Raw genomic sequence first — 15896 nt, forward strand, 5'->3', positions numbered from 1 at the left:
AGACCTCGGGGTAAACACATACACTTAGTGTATTCTCGAACCCGCAGCCAGAAGCCGGACATGAAACTAAGTCTGCCATCGAGATATCTACTGACTGATGTGAGCAGACTGGCTTATGTCTTGTTGTATGAGAGAGAAATTTCAGTATTCATATTATTCTGAATAGGACGCTAGGCGTGAATTGGCTGAGAGAGGTCCCAAGTATGTCACCACGACGGTACCGCGTCGCAGATAGCAGTCCCGTTGAGTGTGAGAAAGTTGCGCATCAAGTCGGGCAGTATTCGCCTCCGTCAGTCGAGCTCAAGCGCGGCTGTGAGTTCCGTACTCGCTCCCTGATGAATGCTCGTGCCGTGGCCAACGAGGGTGTGATCAGGATCCCACTCAGCGAGTTCCTTCGGTGATTGCTCGACTGACGGGTGAATACCCAGTACGTCGCCGTCAGCTCGGAACGAGGGCAGTGTCCCAAGCGTCTCGGGAACGAGCAGCGTCTTGCGCTCGTCGTTCTACAGGACGGCTTCCTCCCAGTCATCATCCAGCCGGAGATCTTGAACTTCGTACACTAACTCGGAGAGTGCCGATCCGGTTGCTTCCGCCTCGACGTCGAATTGCTCGCGAGTCAGCGACATCTCCGCTGGTACGGAGACGGTAACATCATGTCGACGGACGACCGCCGCAGCGTCGCGTGTGTGTCGATCTTGGAGGACGGCCACACCGACAACATCAGTCACTTCCTGGAGGTGCTCGTCAAGTCCCTCGACGTCGACCGGATCGACAAGCCAGACACCCTCGTCCGTCGTCAGGGCATGGCTCGCCCGACGACCGTCCTCGTCAGGATACGCGATCCAACTGAATCCACCCTCCCACTCGGTAACCTCAGCAAGCGCCGTTTCGTCAGCGGCATCAGAATCAGCCATACGCATCATTGCTGGACGACAAGTATACGTCTGTGCCCCGGGTGAAGTCCGGGTTCCAGAGTCAGCCGTTGGGGATTGAGTCAGCATTGACGTCGAACTCTGTTACTCCAGCTCTCGATACCGACGATTTTGTCATAACACTACTGTTAGACTCCCTTACGGGCCCCAACCTTCTTCCGGATTCACAAGCGCAAGCTCGACCGTCTCACTGTCCTCCCGACGTATGAGTGCTGACAGCGAATGTGGGGTCTCGATAAAGACTCCTTCGCCACCCGGGGTCGAAAGATTGTTGCGAAGCACATTCTGACAGAACACGTTGCCTTTCTGCTGTGGTTCATCGTGTCGTGTGTGACCGACGATTTGTGGCGGCGCATCAGCAGGTAGATGCTCGAAATCCAGCCAGACGAGCCCCGCCTCAGAGCCCTTGGGGTGGGGGTGTCCGATTCCAAGAACGCGGTCGTGTGTATCAAGGATAGTCCGCTGTGAAGCGGCATCGTCCGGTGTTCCCGCGGTGCCAGTAAGGATGTTGACGGCGTCGATGAGTGTCGTGTTGACGATATCAGTCTCGTACGGATTAGGAGAACCTGCGTGTGCGTAGGTGTAGTTGTATCCCTCATACGCCGCGACGACGTGTCCTTCAGAAATTGCTTCGAAGAACGTCAATCGATCAGCAGTCGCCACTTGCCCCGCAAACCACCGTTCGAAATTGAAGTGATCGGGAGAGAGGATAAACGCCTCATGATTCCCTAACGTGACTCTCACCCGCCCAGGAGGTGCCTCTTCGATCAGGCGACTCACCAGTGCGAGTACTCCCTCGTTCTCTGGTCCCCGATCGACGAGATCACCGTTGAACACGAGGACATAGTTGTTGCCGGCCCAGTGGACACAGCCGTCATCGTCTTGGCGAACGATAGGATCGAACTCCGGATGATCGGTGAGTGTTTGAAGAGCACTCCTTGCTTCAGCGAGATGTCCATGGATATCACTAATACTCACAATTGGTGGTGGGGTCTCGGACTCCGTCGCAACGTCATGAACCCCATGGCGAAGTGAAGGTGGTGTGGAGGGACCGTCTATCGACAGTGGCATTGATCCCGATATCAACAGTCACTGATTTGGGTGTTCCGTCTTCGGTACCCAATTACTTGACTCACGTGTGCCGGATATGTCCAATTTTCTTCTAGTCATAATCTTATCATGGTGGCCAGAAATGGAGCGGTATGCAGCAACCGACGAGACTAATTCGTGATTCGGTTGATCGGCTGAAATTGGAGGTTTCGCTGCCTGGCGGGCGGTACCAACTATCGCTTGATGATAGAGCGATCATCGTACTCACCGATAAGTTGGGACTCACTGAGCGAGACACCGTCCCTGAGCCGTTTGTCCCGTTCTTTGTAGCAATGGGAGATGCGTGGTTCCCGAATCAGCGTGACGCGGATGCGATCATCGAGGATTTCTCATCCGACGAGACTCTCAGTTCCAGCGAACGCTCAGCGCTAGTCTCGTACGTCACCGAATCGAATATTGCCGAACGAAACGCCGAGCGAGTCCGGTCAGTTCTAGGAAATTCATCGATCGCTGACGATGTCCCCCCGAGAGATCTACAGATTGTTGACCTTCCCTCACTCCCAGATTCGTTAACACCTGATGAGTCCACAGGACCGACTGTCAAAGACGGTAACCCGGAGCCTGAAGCTACAGATACTGAGGGTTCAGATCGGTCCAAACCTAAAATCGCGTCCGACCTAGAACAAATTCCAGGCATTGGACCACAGAGGGCAGACCAACTCGTTGAGGGCGGTGTAACCTCTCTCGAAACGCTTGCCGATTCCCGGCCAGGATATCTCGCTGACATCCCTGGAATCTCCGAAGGCGTCGCTTCTGTTGCCGTCGAGGGTGCCCGCGAGCTCGTTGGCCGAACAAAGCCCGCCAACGAGCGGCTTCGTGATCAGACGGGTGTTTCAGAACCCGTATTCGACCCAGCTCTCTCGGCACTCGCAGCATCTGGTGTTCCAGCCTCCGAAGCAATACCGAAACTCCGGACACTGTATGGGCCGACTGTGGCTGACATCGATGGCGTCACCGGTCAGCAGGCATACTATCTTCATGAGGCTGGATATCAGGCGCCGTACGATATCGTACAGGCGTCTCAAGAGGAGCTGACGGATGTGTATCAGATCGGAGCAAAGTCGGCGGAGAGTATTCGTGCTGCCGCCGATGCCATGCTTGGCGAGCAGTAGTATATTCTGAATGGAGAAGAATTCTACAGCAATCAACTAAAGACGCCTGTATGCCTATTGCTATAGTGTATTGGTCGATATTGATACCTCGTTGGTTTTCTCGAAGAGTCTCTGTTGAAATCCTATTGTTCGGATATACTCTAAACCAAAACAGCGGCTTGATGCGATCCCGAATAGCTCACTTCTTTTGTGAGGCAGACTAAGATGTGACAGTAGTTTCCGTATCGACTTGGAGTTGCGGTTGCCCGTTGTACTCACCGATCTTTACGTCTTCTAACCGATACTCTGTCCCGGCATCGAGGAGTGGTTGCGTCGTAGCGTCGTCGTCGATCGCGAAGTTGATCGAGTACTTTCCGTTGATCGTTACTTCGCCGACTTGACGGGTCTCCCAATATGGTTCGGCTTCCCGCTCATCCTCAACTGTGACGGTTACCGTTGTCCGATCAGCCGTCCAATCAGGACCCGCTGAGTCCACGCCGATATGGTCCTGAATCTCACCTATGAACGGGGATTGCTGTCCGGCCCGGGACTGAATATCCAACTGCTCTTCGGCGCGGGTGAGCGCAACGTAGAATAACCGCCGTTCCTCATCAAGGTGCGATCCGGTATTCACCTCAACCAACGCCGTCAGGTTTCGGTCACCTTCTGTTGGGGGGAACCCGTCACTCATATCGCCAGCAGCGTTGGCGATGATGACATGTTCAGCTTCTTTTCCTTTCGATTGATGAGCAGTGGTTACCTCGACACCAGACCCGGCACCAACCTCAATATCACGCTTTCGGAGTTCTCTTGAAACATCCCGAATGAAGGGAGACCCCTCCTCGTTCCGGGCAAGGACCATAATGTCCGATGGATCGCGATCCGGGTTGCGGCGAATCGAGTCGGTCACAAGTTGGACCAACCTTGTGACAGCGTTCTGCTTGTATTGGAACTCAGTAGAGCCGGGAACAAGATGTACTTGCGGTGTGGTTTCCAGCGACTTGTTCGCTCTGACTATCTTCGACGTCTTCGCGTCGTTATTCTGAATCAGGGTGTTGCCGGCCTGAACAACACTCGGAGGACACCGATAGTTCGTCTCCAATTCGGTCTTTGTATCGTGCGGGAAGTGCTCTTCAAAGTCGATGAAGTAGTCGGGTCGTGCTCCTTTGAAACCGTAGATACTCTGCCAGTCGTCACCAACTGCGAATAGTCTAGCATCTTCATGTTGGGTGAGCAGAGCTTGGATGAATTCAATCTGGACGAGATTCAGGTCCTGGAACTCGTCGACCATGACGTGCTTGAACCGGGCCATCTCTCCAGCCTCTCCGCTTTCGATCGCCGATGTCGCCATCACGATCATGTCCACGAAGTCGTACGCGTTGTACTCCTCGTACCGTTCGTTGTACACTTCGAGGACCTGCGTCGCAGCGTGGGTAAAGTGGTACAGCTCGGGGTCACGCTCGCGATCGAGCACCTCAAGATGGTCACGAGGGTTCTGTTGGTTGGTCTTGGCTTTCTTGACGAAGTCGGCAAAGTGGGATTCGATTTCTCGTGTCAGAATATTGTGTTCGTAGACCGCATCTCGAAACTCCGCTCCCCTGAGCGGATTCTCTGAGTCAATGCCACGTGCTGCGAGTTGGTCAGCAAGATAACGGGTAACTTGGTTCGGTGGGACCTCATTACCATCGATTACGAGACAGGTTTTGTCGGTTCCCTCGAAGATAGAGGCTATTTCATCGGCCGTTGGGCCTTGTTCGTACCACCGCTTCCGCTGGCGGGTAGCGTCCGATGGGATGTACTCAATGTAGAGATCCAGACCGGGCAGTGTGAAATCTGGAATATACGCCTCGTTGTTCGGATTCTCCGCCCACGCCGCATACTGACGGTATCGATAATCGAACTGGTGTTTGAACAGCCAGTCGGCGATACTGGTGTGGACATCTTGTTCTTCATCGAATCGAGATTCAACTTCTTCCCCTCGAAGCGTCGTACCAGAGCTATACTGGATGGATTCGACGAAGTCTTTCCGTGTATCGGGCTCATCACTGAGATTCTCCTCGGCGTAAATATCCAGGAACGACTCGTAATGAGACTCGAAGTCGGAATCATCAGCCCGTAGCGCACGGATAAACCGACTCACTTCACGGAGCCGACTTTGATCTTCGATCTGGACAAGAGTCGGGTCAACTTCATTGAGTGTGCGATTCCCGAACGAATGGAGCGTCGACGTTTCGACACCAGTAATGTCGAACATCTCATCCAACCGCTCCCCCATCTCGTCAGCTGCCTTTCGCGTGAACGTCAGAGTGAGAATGTCGTCCTCGGAGACACCCTCCTCAACGAGATACTTGACACGACACGACAGCGAAAACGTCTTTCCGGTACCCGCGCCGGCAATCACCTGGTTGTGGATATCGTTCCGGTATACAGCGAGTTCCTGCTCCGAATTGAGGGCGAGATTCTCCTCACCGAACCCACTAAACAGGTCCGCGTACTGCTCCCGCTTGCGCTCGACAAATTGCTCGTTGACGTTTTCGATCCGGTCTTCTAACCGCGAAACCCGCCGCTTCAGCTTTTTTAGACGGGTTTGATCACGTTCCGCGAGCAGTTCCAAAGCGACTTGCTTGTCGAAACTGAGGATTGCTGTGGTAATATTTTCTATCGACGAGATGAGTGCGTCTTTCTCAAGCGTAGTGAGATATGACTCCCGTGCCTCCGGGTCCGCCACGTCCAACTCGATGTCTGAGACTTGAGCCTCTATATCGTCGATCTGCGAATCAAACGTGTGTTTTGAGTTGATGAACTTACGGTGGTTTTGGAGGCCTGACTGAACAGAATCGAGGTTCTCTACTTGCTCACTCGTCAGCACGGCTTCCGCTTGCGGCCTTCTAAGTTCTGTAATCGATTGGAGTATAGTGTCGACCCGATCAAGAAGTTCAGGTCCAGATTCGGGGAGTGGGTCGCCCTGCTCTTGAGATGCTGCTAACTCTTCCTGAAAGTCCTTGTAGAGCCGGACAGCCTTCCGATACACCGTTTCATAGCATTCCGAAACATACCTCGAATTATACTCTTCAACCTGTGTCTGGAGTGAGTCAAGTTGCTCAGCGATATTGCCAACCGTTTGGAGATCTGGTTCGGTAAGCGGTGTCTCCGACGAGTTCGGTTTGAGGGACGTTAGCAATTGCTGGGTTTGAGTAATCCGTTTCAGGAGGTTCTCCTCGGCATCAGCGGACAAAATCGAACTGCCATCACAGGCTGCGTCGGCATCGGTTTCGAGCGAAGTTAGGTTATCCCGAACTTCGGCTACCCCTACATCGAACTGTTTTTTCGATTGGAGATACGCGACTTGCTCATCCAAATCAGCCTTTAGCTCACGCAGCGTGGATTGCTCAGCAGCTGTGAGAAATCGCGTGTGCTCTTCCAGCAGGCCATCAATCTGGGCACGAGTATCTCGGATATCCGGGACCGCATTCCGTGCTTCTTCTGGGAGGGGTTCTCCCTGGTGGCGACACGCACGAAGGGAGTCTTCAAGATTTGAGGTTAGGGAGCGGGTTTGCTGTTTTAGCTCCTCAAATCGCTGCTCAGCGTTCGTTCTCCGATCATCTGCGTGGGCGATCTCAGCGACAAGGCCCCCGTAGACGGCCGTTTTGAGTGGACCGGGCAACAACGAAAACAGTGTGCTATTTTGCTTCGATTCAAGACTACGCTGGTATTCGTCCCAAGAGGATGCTTGTTCGGGGTCCATAGTCACTGAAAATCTCCAACCCTGTCTGGGTGATATACAATCATACTATTCACTCACTGTATATTTTGTGGAGGAAGCGAAAGCAAAGCTAAATCGGACGTTGAACGGAGATGAAATATTTATTGGGTGGATCAGCCAACTCCACTACAGCGAAGGAATGTAAGTCGTCAGTACCGCACGAGCAGATTCGAGGACATCCCTCGATCTGCCTGTAACTTCCGGAACAGAACCGGGTGATTCGCCACATATATCAAATGCTGTATAATGTAAGCGAGCATGGAATACCTATCTGCCTCGTCAGTTTCTGAGTCCGATCCCGGAGGCGAAGCTGAACTCAATGTCTGGAACCGTCTCAAACGAGCTTTCAATACAGATGAAAGAGGCGTCCTCTACCACCAGTATCCAATTATCCAGAAAGGTGGCAATCGATTCGATCGTAAGCCGGATTTCGTACTTCTCCATGAGGAGATGGGCTTGGTCATTCTCGAATGTAAGGGATACACGATAGACCAGATCGATCGGATTGAGGGTGATACGTGGATTCTAGAAGGAGTTACGCAAAAAACCGCAAGCCCTCTTGAGCAAGCACGAGACCAAGGGTTCCACCTCCAGTCGTACTTCCAGCGGGAATCCCGACTCCGGTCGGGCGGTCAGTGTGTCGTCTCGATGACGCCGGTGGTCATGCTGCCAAGCATTGAGCGGTCCGAGTGGGAAGAGCGCGGATTTACCGGCCCTGCGGCGCCGAGAGTGATTACTGGCGATGAGTTGGGTGCGCAGACCCTCCGCGACCGGCTCGATCAGCTTCCGAGTCTCGACCCACTAAGCAAAGAAGAGTATGATGTCGCCAGAGCAGTCCTCAGTTGTGGGCAACCAATCAGTGGTTCACACGGCAGCCCGCCGGAGGATCCCACTACACGGGGCGAGTACTACGACATCGTCACCACCGGGATTCGTGAGCTGGATATGCGGCAACAGGAAATCGGACTGCGGATCCCACCAGGCCCGCAACAGATCCGAGGTATCGCTGGATCAGGTAAGACGGTACTCGTGGCGATGAAGGCAGCCCGGATGCTCAGTGATCCCGATGAGTGGGCACCGAATGTAGATACGCCTCGGATTGCCCTGACATTCAAGACGAAGAGCCTCTACGAACACATCACGTCACTCACAGAGCGATTTTACCAGCGATTTGGAGGTGAGCAACTCGAAGACGCCGACGCTGAAATTGATATCCTCCACGGGTGGGGCGGTGGCCGAACCGGAGATGGAGTGTATTATCGCGTTGTCAACCAAGTCGACGGCGTACATTATCGAAACTATTCAGACGCAAAGTCGGCGTTCCCGGATGCTGATGATGAACAAGAGGCAGTCGTAGGGGAGGTGCTAGAGAAAGCAGACGGTGATATCCCAGATCTCTGGGACGCAATTTTAGTGGACGAAGCGCAGGACTTCGGCCCACAATTCCTGAATCTCTGTCTGGAATCACTCACAGGTGCGAATCGACTCATTTGGGCCTATGATGAAGCACAAGACCTCGGAAGTTTGGAAGCTCCGAGTCCCAAGAACCTGTTCGGGACCGATGAGGACGGGAATGCGCTTCTTGATCTGAGTGGGACCTACAAGAACGGCCCACAGAAAACCTATATTATGCGGAAAGCGTACCGTTCACCCCATCAACTCCTCATGACTGCCCACGCGCTGGGGATGGGCCTCAAACGCGATGGTGGCCCAGTACAAATGATAACTCGTCAGGATGGGTGGGAGAACCTCGGCTACAACATTGATGGCGACTTCCGTAAGACCGGAAGCGAAGCTGTACTGACGAGACCAACAGAGAACTCTCCGCATCCGCTCCAAGGCGAATACCCACCAGATAAGTATATTACCCACCGATCGTTCGCCTCAAAGGCGGACGAAATTGAGTGGATCGCTGAGCAACTCCGTCAAGATATCTTCGAGAACGGATTAGATCCGGAGGATCTGCTCGTGATTTCACTAAGTGGTCAACGGAGAAACGGGAAGAGTAACCGAGACTTCTGTCAAACAAATCTCGAACACGCACTCGATAAGTTTGACATTGAACTGAATACAGCGTGGGCGAGTGAGGATTCGCCACCAGCCGATGATGAAAAAGCGTTCAAGCAGCCTGGCGAGGTGACGCTATCCGGTATCAATCGGGCGAAAGGAAACGAGGCAGCTTCAGTTTACGTCATGGGTGCTGATTCGACGGTGGAAGAGACATGGCGTGACTCCGAACTAAAACGACGGAATCAGCTCTTTGTGGCCTTAACACGGTCGCGTGCGTGGTGTACAGTAACAGGCACAAATCCGGGTTCAATGTTCCACAGCGAGGTTGAGGCAGTGCTAGAGGAGGTCCAGAAAGATTCACCGACACTCTCATTTGAAGTTCCGGAGAGCCGAGATCTGGATCATGAGCTCGAAGAAGACACGGCCGACTTAGTCGATACTGGGATCGACGACTTCCTCTAGTTCCACCGGGCTTCAGTTGCTGTCGTTCGGGGTCAACGGGGACGCCTTCGCTGACGAGTTCAGCCACGACGTAGAAGTTTGGATTTCAGAAATCGTGATTTCTGTATCTATGATCTCTTTGTACATCCGACCCAGCACGGGGATCGACACTCAGCATATACGTCTGCGGGCCTGACTGATGATAGATTTGGTGGGACCCGCGAACTACACTCCGACGACTCTCTCGGCTGGTGACTCCGATGACACTTCCACAATCACAGATACGCGAGTACGACCGTCAGGCGATAGATAGTGCCGAAACTGCCACAGCGACGTTCGGGATCGGGTGCTTCTGGGGGCCAGACGCTCAGTTCGGGGCGATGGAAGGTGCCGTTCGCACCCGTGTCGGCTACGCCGGCGGGACCAAAATCGATCCGACGTATCACGCGTTAGGCGACCACACGGAGGTGTTCCAAATCGAGTTCGATCCTGACACAATATCGTATCGGGATCTCTTGGATCGGGTGTTCCACTCGCACAACCCGCAGCACCAGACCAGAAAGACACAGTATCAGAATATCGTATTCGCTGCGACAGAAGCCCAGCGGGCGGTCCTCGATGAGCTTCTCACAACACCGGGGCTCACTGCCGATGGGATCGGAACGCGTATTGAGCAACTCTCGCGCTTCTACCCCGCCGAGGACTACCACCAGAAGTACAAGCTCCGATCAGTCTCGTCGTTCATGGACCCGTTCGAGGCGGCCGGGTACAGCGACGACGAACTGCGTGAGTCACCGATCGCTGCCAAGTTGAACGGGTACGCCGCCGGGCATGATGTTGCTGTTGCCGAGGAACTGCCGACACCCGATCGCGGGACGGCATAGACGGGCAGGTTGTTGACAACGGACAACGCCGTCGACGAGGGGGGGTCAACCAGAGGAGGCAGCTCTCTGACGGCGACGGATCCGACACGGTAATTCGGCTTCGTTGAAATGCTCTAAAGTTGATGTTTTCTCCCCCAATCGCACAGCACAGGGTAGTAGTTGCTCTGTTAAACCCGCAGAAGAAGGCGTGAAAACAACTCCTTGTGAAGTGTTCCATGACATCCTCATTAGACCCTAAGGATTTCAACAGAGCCACTGGTACAGGATCCGTGTTTTCAGAGCACAATCAACTGCTCTTCCATTGTGAGCTACTCACCTCGATGGACCTAATAGTTGGATGGTCCCGCCGTAACCATAGTAAAAAATTTTAAGATGGTAGGGGACCACTAAATCATATGACTAACTCGCCCGACCGAACGTCAATTCCTGACGGCGGTTCGCTCCGACGGCGTGACGACCCTAATGAGGGCGATAACGGGTTCGACCTTGACGTTGAACTCCCTGAAGACAGCCTGTTCGATCTTGACGATTACTTGAAGATGTACGAAGTGGCGTCTAAGCCCAAGCAATATCTGATCCTTGAGGCGCTTGCGGAGAATAATCAACTCAGCACCAGCGAACTGTCAATGGTACTTGGTGAGGAGGATAATGCGCTCCACTATCCGCTCCGGACGCTCAAGGATGTCGCACTCATCAAGAACCGACGCGATCCGAATACGGGGACTGAAGAGACCTATTCGTACTACGAACTGACGGAGCTAGGACGGATCGTGTTGACCGAGGGGATCCGCGAGGGTGTCCAAATACTGGCTCGGCAAGAAGCATCTCTCGAAGACAAATATAGCAAGTAAATCGCCCCGAGGCCCTCGACAGTTTTTGCACATTCACCCTTCACTAACCACTGGGTCAAGCGATTTCATCGAAAAATCTGATTTCGAGCAGTATCGTTCGGCGACGTCCATCAGCGCTCGTGTGCGGCGAATATCGGCGACGTTGTGGAGTACGACCGCTTCGAAATCACCAGTCTCCCACGCGTCGACGGCCTCGCTACTTTCCCCAAATGGATCGACTGTGCCGTGGCCGGAAGCCACGAGCTCGTCATACACTCCAGTGAGGCTGTTTTCGCTCGTGTTGAATCGTGAGGAGAAGACCTCCATCACGTCGATGTACGGCAGCTCAGCGAACGGCCACTCGCGTTCATGATGGCTCAACCGCGTTCGAAGAAATGGCAGATCGAATCCGCCTTTCCAGGTTTCCCCGTTGTAGGCCACGAGTTTGACGTCTCGCTGTGCGATCGTGGCGTCGACGAACGTCTTGACGGCGTCCAACAGCGCGCTCTCATCGTCATGAACGGAGAGCGTCACTGGTGTGGTGAGGTGCTCGTTCACGCGCTGTTCGATATCTGAGGCACACGCACCCCCGTCCGTATTGAGGAACACCCGCGAGCCGATCTCGGCGTCGAAGCCGACGACGGTCAGTTGGTCAGTCGTCGAAAATCCCGTCGTCTCGATGTCGAATGCGATCGTCGCGAGTGTACTCATTGGGGTTCCTCGCTGGCTCCCTCATCGGATACTTGCGCATCGATGCTCTGTTCGTTGAGCCGGCGTTCGAGCACTTCGAGGCGTTCCTCATGGTCTTCTAATATGGCCTCTTGTTCGAGATCGATGCTGAGTAGCGCCGGCAGCAGCGGATTCTGATGGTTCAATAGCCCGCTCGCGTCAGCGTGTTCGCGAGCGTACTCGAACAGTTGGTCGAAGTGTGGTTGGTCGCGGCGACGGAGCGCCCGTCGGAACTCCGCCCAGCGGTCTTCGATAGCCCGCAGCGCATCCCGATATGTCGGGTTCGTGCGTCCCATTGTTATCGCCCTCCAGGTGCTGTCCACGCATCGAGGAGCGGACTCGTGGTGAGCGACGTCGTCTCACCGTCAGCGGTCACGCCTGTTCCGACACCTGGCGAACTCGACGTCGACGACGGGGGTGTCGCCGGTTCGATCCCAACCTGTGTCGCCCGCGTCGCGAGCAACTGTCGCCAGTAGGCGAACGTGGTCTGGTAGTACGCACCGTCATCAACGGGATAGACGAGTGTCTCGAACTCGTCACCGACGAGTCGCGGCCCCATCCGGGTTTGGTCACACTCAAGATGATGATTGGCGGCCGTCGCGACCGGTGCTGTGAACTCGTCAATCGTACTCCGAGTAACGAGTACCGGGACGTCGTAGCTGTCGGCGTACGTCGCTAGTCGAGCGAGGGTTCTCGCTTGCAGTGTTTCTGCGTGCTGCTCGCTGAGCGTATCGTCGCTGCGGTACTGGGCGTCGACGGCCGGCGCGACGATGAGCGACGGGGTGTGTCGAGACGAGTTTTCGTTTTGACCCGTTGACTGTCGACTGGATGTGCCGGTGACAGCGGTCGATTCCTGGATGCTCTGGTTTACTGCCGCCGGGAGATCGTCGACAGCGCCGTAGTGCTGGTACGCGGTGAATCCGCGTGCGACGTGGATCCGGTCGAGCAACCGCTGGCTCGGTGTGATCTGAGCCAGCGTCGTCGTCGTCGCGTGGCCGTTCGCGTCAACCCAGAAGGCGGGCCCATCGTGTACCAGGAGATGGTCCAGCACGAGCGACTGGAGGATTGGGACGCCTCGGCCGTCGTCAACGTCGAGCAACGTGATGCCGTCGTCGAGTGACGGTAGGAGCATATCTTCTGTGGCTGGATCGGCTTGATCTGCCAAGCCCAGATTGCGGTCTGCGCCCCGTGTCGGCTTGTCGGCCGCCATTCGGTTTGATGGTGGGTGGTCTCCCATACTCGATAACTAGTCACTTACTCAATAAGCGACGGCGCGGCGCTTCCGGACTTCCAGAAAAGCATGTACCAGACACCAATTCGAACTCTGTCACCGGATTTTGTGGAGTGGGAGACTGTTTCCAAGACTCTTTCCAAGGTGGCCGTCGCCTTTCCTCGTCAAATTAACCAACAATTTGGTATATCTCGGCAACTTGTTGGTTAATACAGTTATTGTACCGCACCTCGTCGATGATTTCTCTAGATATGATATTCCAGAATATGATTATTCGGCTCTGTTGAAATCCTCTGCTGGTGACACATTACAGAAGCACACTTTTACAGCAGCACGCCATATGTTAAACCATGCCAATAAAAATAGACGAGTTCGAAGAAGCCGGGGATGAGGAGGAACTCACCACTGGAGAGGCTATCGTTGCGTTTCTGCTTGAGAACGATGAGAATGCATGGAAGCGGAGCGAGATTGCAGCGGCAATTGACCGCGATCCGAACACAGTCGCGACGAATCTCAGCCGACTAAAGAATCGCAACCTTGTCCGGCACCGAGAGAATCACTGGGCGATCACGAAGGATCGCGGACGGCTTGAAGAAGCGATTCGCTTCTCCAACGCCCTTGGTGGTCTGAATGAGGCATTTGGGCCGATCGTCGAGAATGAGGAAGACGCACGAGCGTGGAATGAGTCGCAGCCTGATGAGCCACACCCCTCCGTTGTTGACGACAAGTAGAGGCGGAACGGGCTCCATTGAAGTTAACGAACTGAATTCTGACGGAGGAGGATCCCACACGGGGGATCGCTGCCAGCTCATTGCCTGACAGCGTCCATAGAAAATCCAGACCAATCAGTCTATAATTTGCTTCCATCAATTGGGCGGACACTGATCATCAGTGATGTACTGGACCACTTCGACGAAAGTGCTGTCCGAAAACCAGTTGAGCAGCCGTACTCAGAAACCTCTGTATTGACCGCAATCGGGTCAGAATGTGTCACTTGCTGAGGATTTCAACAGAGCCATACGATTCGTAGTTCCCCTGTATCTACCAATCCGAGTACTCCCTGAATGCCGATCACTTGTGAGTGATTCGCGCGCTGTATTCAGCATGGCCTCTCCAAACTATCAGCAGTTGAGGATTTCAACAGAGCTGATTATTCAGAATATTTTATCTCACCCCACTGATTCAGTGTTGCTCGCTATCTAGATAACCGGCGTTTCGATTATTGTTAAGTACAGCCCAGATTTCTATATAAAGTTTATATAGTAGTGAGCCGTAGCATGGCACATGAGCCGTGAGACGGAACCGAACGCCACACAGGGTGTGTCCATATCCGTTCCAATACCCGCCGCAGACGCGGATTTGTTCAAAAGCAAGGCAACGAACGACATCTTGCTATTTTTAACGAACCACCGATTCAAACAGTTCTCACAGCGCGAAGTAGCTGATCAGATTGGCCATTCCCAACAGACGGTTCGGAGAGCGATCAATACCCTCGTCGAGAACGGATTAGTGGTTGAATCGCCCGAGAACAATCAACGGCTCGTTCAGATCAACCGAGAGCGACTCGCTATTCCGGACGACCCCCTCCTTCGAATACCGCAACCAGAGTTCCAGAAGCCGGTGAAGGCCGCGGTCGACGAACTCACTGACCGTCTCGACGGCGTCATCGGGATCGTTCTTTACGGAAGTGTGGCGCGCGGCGAAGCCGATCGGCGCAGCGACATTGACCTCTGGGTGCTCACGACGAACGATCGAGCTCCAAACCAACGAGAGGCGAACGCTGTTGGTCGCGACCTCGAAGACGCCGAGTTCGACGGGAACAGGTATGCTTACGACATCGACGTTGAAGCGGTCCAAGCGATTCCCACGTACACAGAAGAGGTCCGGGAAATTGTTATTTCAGGAATCCCAATCTACAGGACTACCAAGTTTGAGACGGTCGAAAAGCTCCTCCTCGAGGAAGGTGATAGCGATGGCTAACAGGTCTGATCCAACTGACAGCCTCGAGTCCCTGGAGCGGGCACAAGACGCCTTCAAGATGGCGGGCCGTGGTCGAACAGAGGTCGAGGAAGGGATTAGTGCCGACGACGACTGGGAGACTCAACTGACGAAAGCGTGCTGGCTCATATTACCATATGTCAAAACGCCCCTTGTTTAAGTAGGTGAGCAAGTAGTACTCCCCGTCAATTCGCACGTATTCTGCAGCTTTAACCGATTGCTGCTCTCGGTGGCTATGGGAAACGCTCTCTATGAAATCGTATGACGCAACGTCGATGGTTCGATGGGGTTAAATGCAAACTCGCATTCGTGTTAAATGCGAAGGTCCCCCGGCGCGGGGGACAACGGTCGGCCGCACCGCGGCCGGTCAAAGCGTTCCGACGGGCTTATACAAGTAAGCCCGTTCAATCGAAAAGCGAAGAACGCACCGCGGACTCGGGACGTTCAATTCGTCCCGGTTTCGCAGAGTCGGTTTATCCGACTCACCGATATGAGGATTTTGCCCCCTGCGCTCCGGCGTAAGAGGAAATCTGATGTGAGCCGTGGTAGTTCGGTGTCATCCAGGTCGCTGGGTGAACCGGACACCACATAGACCATGCAATGGTGTTTTGACTCAACGCGAGTCAAAACCCGCCAACACCCCTCTGAGCCGGGAATCAGGCTCAGAGGTTATACATTCCGGTTGATCCTGCCGGAGGCCATTGCTATTGGGATTCGATTTAGCCATGCTAGTCGCACGAGTTCAGACTCGTGGCGAATAGCTCAGTAACACGTGGCCAAACTACCCTTCGGAGCACAATACCCTCGGGAAACTGAGGCTAATAGTGCATACCACAATCCAGCTGGAATGAGGATTGTGCCAAACGCTCCGGCGCCG

Annotated in this window: 12 protein-coding genes and 1 rRNA gene; 7 read left to right on the forward strand and 6 right to left on the reverse strand. The window is 54.2% G+C overall.

All coding sequences use genetic code 11. The annotated features are described in order from the left end of the window. Positions 1-503 precede the first annotated feature (503 nt). Both ACP96_RS14905 and ACP96_RS18155 read right to left on the reverse strand, forming a co-directional pair. Positions 504-914, reverse strand: a complete 411-nt coding sequence (locus ACP96_RS14905; protein WP_237561680.1) for a hypothetical protein — start codon at positions 912-914, stop codon at positions 504-506. 156 nt (positions 915-1070) lie between these two features. Beyond that, a complete protein-coding gene (locus tag ACP96_RS18155) occupies positions 1071-2003 on the reverse strand; it encodes a metallophosphoesterase (RefSeq protein WP_082222581.1) in 933 nt (310 codons plus the stop codon). A gap of 131 nt (positions 2004-2134) precedes the next feature. Between ACP96_RS18155 and ACP96_RS18160 the strand changes: the two genes are divergently transcribed. Continuing rightward, on the forward strand, positions 2135-3154 hold the full coding sequence (locus ACP96_RS18160; RefSeq protein ID WP_082222582.1) for a helix-hairpin-helix domain-containing protein: 1020 nt from the start codon (positions 2135-2137) through the stop codon (positions 3152-3154). Between the two features lie 199 nt (positions 3155-3353). Here ACP96_RS18160 and ACP96_RS14915 read toward each other — a convergent pair whose 3' ends face one another. Beyond that, positions 3354-6878: a UvrD-helicase domain-containing protein gene (locus tag ACP96_RS14915; RefSeq protein ID WP_050033910.1), complete on the reverse strand. Its 3525-nt coding sequence runs from the start codon at positions 6876-6878 to the stop codon at positions 3354-3356. A gap of 276 nt (positions 6879-7154) precedes the next feature. Here ACP96_RS14915 and ACP96_RS14920 point away from each other — a divergent pair, with 276 nt between their 5' ends. From ACP96_RS14920 to ACP96_RS14930, 3 genes are all read left to right on the forward strand, one after another. Further along, positions 7155-9368 carry a DEAD/DEAH box helicase gene (locus ACP96_RS14920; protein WP_050033911.1) on the forward strand — a complete coding sequence of 738 codons (2214 nt, stop codon included), beginning with the start codon at positions 7155-7157 and terminating at the stop codon, positions 9366-9368. A gap of 239 nt (positions 9369-9607) precedes the next feature. Beyond that, a complete protein-coding gene (locus ACP96_RS14925) occupies positions 9608-10231 on the forward strand; it encodes a peptide-methionine (S)-S-oxide reductase MsrA (protein WP_050033919.1) in 624 nt (207 codons plus the stop codon). A gap of 395 nt (positions 10232-10626) precedes the next feature. Beyond that, positions 10627-11082, forward strand: a complete 456-nt coding sequence (locus ACP96_RS14930) for a MarR family winged helix-turn-helix transcriptional regulator (RefSeq protein ID WP_050033912.1) — start codon at positions 10627-10629, stop codon at positions 11080-11082. 33 nt (positions 11083-11115) lie between these two features. On the opposite strand, the gene ACP96_RS14935 is transcribed toward ACP96_RS14930, so the two are convergent. Genes ACP96_RS14935 through ACP96_RS14945 form a run of 3 tightly spaced genes read right to left on the reverse strand, consistent with a single transcriptional unit; the run spans position 11116 to position 13027 of the window. Then, positions 11116-11772: a ribonuclease H-like domain-containing protein gene (locus tag ACP96_RS14935; RefSeq protein ID WP_050033913.1), complete on the reverse strand. Its 657-nt coding sequence runs from the start codon at positions 11770-11772 to the stop codon at positions 11116-11118. Then, complete coding sequence (locus ACP96_RS14940; protein ID WP_050033914.1) at positions 11769-12086, reverse strand: hypothetical protein; 318 nt, start codon at positions 12084-12086, stop codon at positions 11769-11771. Before ACP96_RS14940 ends, ACP96_RS14935 begins: the two co-directional genes overlap by 4 nt. A gap of 2 nt (positions 12087-12088) precedes the next feature. Next, positions 12089-13027 (reverse strand): hypothetical protein, encoded by a 939-nt coding sequence (locus ACP96_RS14945; protein WP_050033915.1) that lies wholly within the window; start codon positions 13025-13027, stop codon positions 12089-12091. Between the two features lie 344 nt (positions 13028-13371). On the opposite strand from ACP96_RS14945, the gene ACP96_RS14950 reads away from it, so the two are divergent. The 3 genes from ACP96_RS14950 to ACP96_RS14965 all read left to right on the forward strand — a co-directional run. After that, complete coding sequence (locus ACP96_RS14950) at positions 13372-13752, forward strand: hypothetical protein (protein WP_050033916.1); 381 nt, start codon at positions 13372-13374, stop codon at positions 13750-13752. A gap of 553 nt (positions 13753-14305) precedes the next feature. Then, positions 14306-15001 carry a nucleotidyltransferase domain-containing protein gene (locus ACP96_RS14955; RefSeq protein ID WP_050033917.1) on the forward strand — a complete coding sequence of 232 codons (696 nt, stop codon included), beginning with the start codon at positions 14306-14308 and terminating at the stop codon, positions 14999-15001. A 693-nt stretch (positions 15002-15694) separates the two neighbouring features. After that, positions 15695-15896, forward strand: a 16S ribosomal RNA gene (locus ACP96_RS14965); the annotation flags it as partial.

Source organism: Halorubrum halophilum (assembly GCF_000739595.1).
GTDB classification, from domain to species: Archaea; Halobacteriota; Halobacteria; order Halobacteriales; family Haloferacaceae; genus Halorubrum; species Halorubrum halophilum.

Coding starts and splice junctions, on each gene's coding strand:
- ACP96_RS14905 (WP_237561680.1), bottom strand. CDS start 914: ATGGCTGATTCTGATGCCGCTGACGAAACGGCGCTTGCTGAGGTTACC.
- ACP96_RS18155 (WP_082222581.1), bottom strand. CDS start 2,003: ATGCCACTGTCGATAGACGGTCCCTCCACACCACCTTCACTTCGCCAT.
- ACP96_RS18160 (WP_082222582.1), top strand. CDS start 2,135: ATGCAGCAACCGACGAGACTAATTCGTGATTCGGTTGATCGGCTGAAA.
- ACP96_RS14915 (WP_050033910.1), bottom strand. CDS start 6,878: ATGGACCCCGAACAAGCATCCTCTTGGGACGAATACCAGCGTAGTCTT.
- ACP96_RS14920 (WP_050033911.1), top strand. CDS start 7,155: ATGGAATACCTATCTGCCTCGTCAGTTTCTGAGTCCGATCCCGGAGGC.
- ACP96_RS14925 (WP_050033919.1), top strand. CDS start 9,608: ATGACACTTCCACAATCACAGATACGCGAGTACGACCGTCAGGCGATA.
- ACP96_RS14930 (WP_050033912.1), top strand. CDS start 10,627: ATGACTAACTCGCCCGACCGAACGTCAATTCCTGACGGCGGTTCGCTC.
- ACP96_RS14935 (WP_050033913.1), bottom strand. CDS start 11,772: ATGAGTACACTCGCGACGATCGCATTCGACATCGAGACGACGGGATTT.
- ACP96_RS14940 (WP_050033914.1), bottom strand. CDS start 12,086: ATGGGACGCACGAACCCGACATATCGGGATGCGCTGCGGGCTATCGAA.
- ACP96_RS14945 (WP_050033915.1), bottom strand. CDS start 13,027: ATGGGAGACCACCCACCATCAAACCGAATGGCGGCCGACAAGCCGACA.
- ACP96_RS14950 (WP_050033916.1), top strand. CDS start 13,372: ATGCCAATAAAAATAGACGAGTTCGAAGAAGCCGGGGATGAGGAGGAA.
- ACP96_RS14955 (WP_050033917.1), top strand. CDS start 14,306: ATGAGCCGTGAGACGGAACCGAACGCCACACAGGGTGTGTCCATATCC.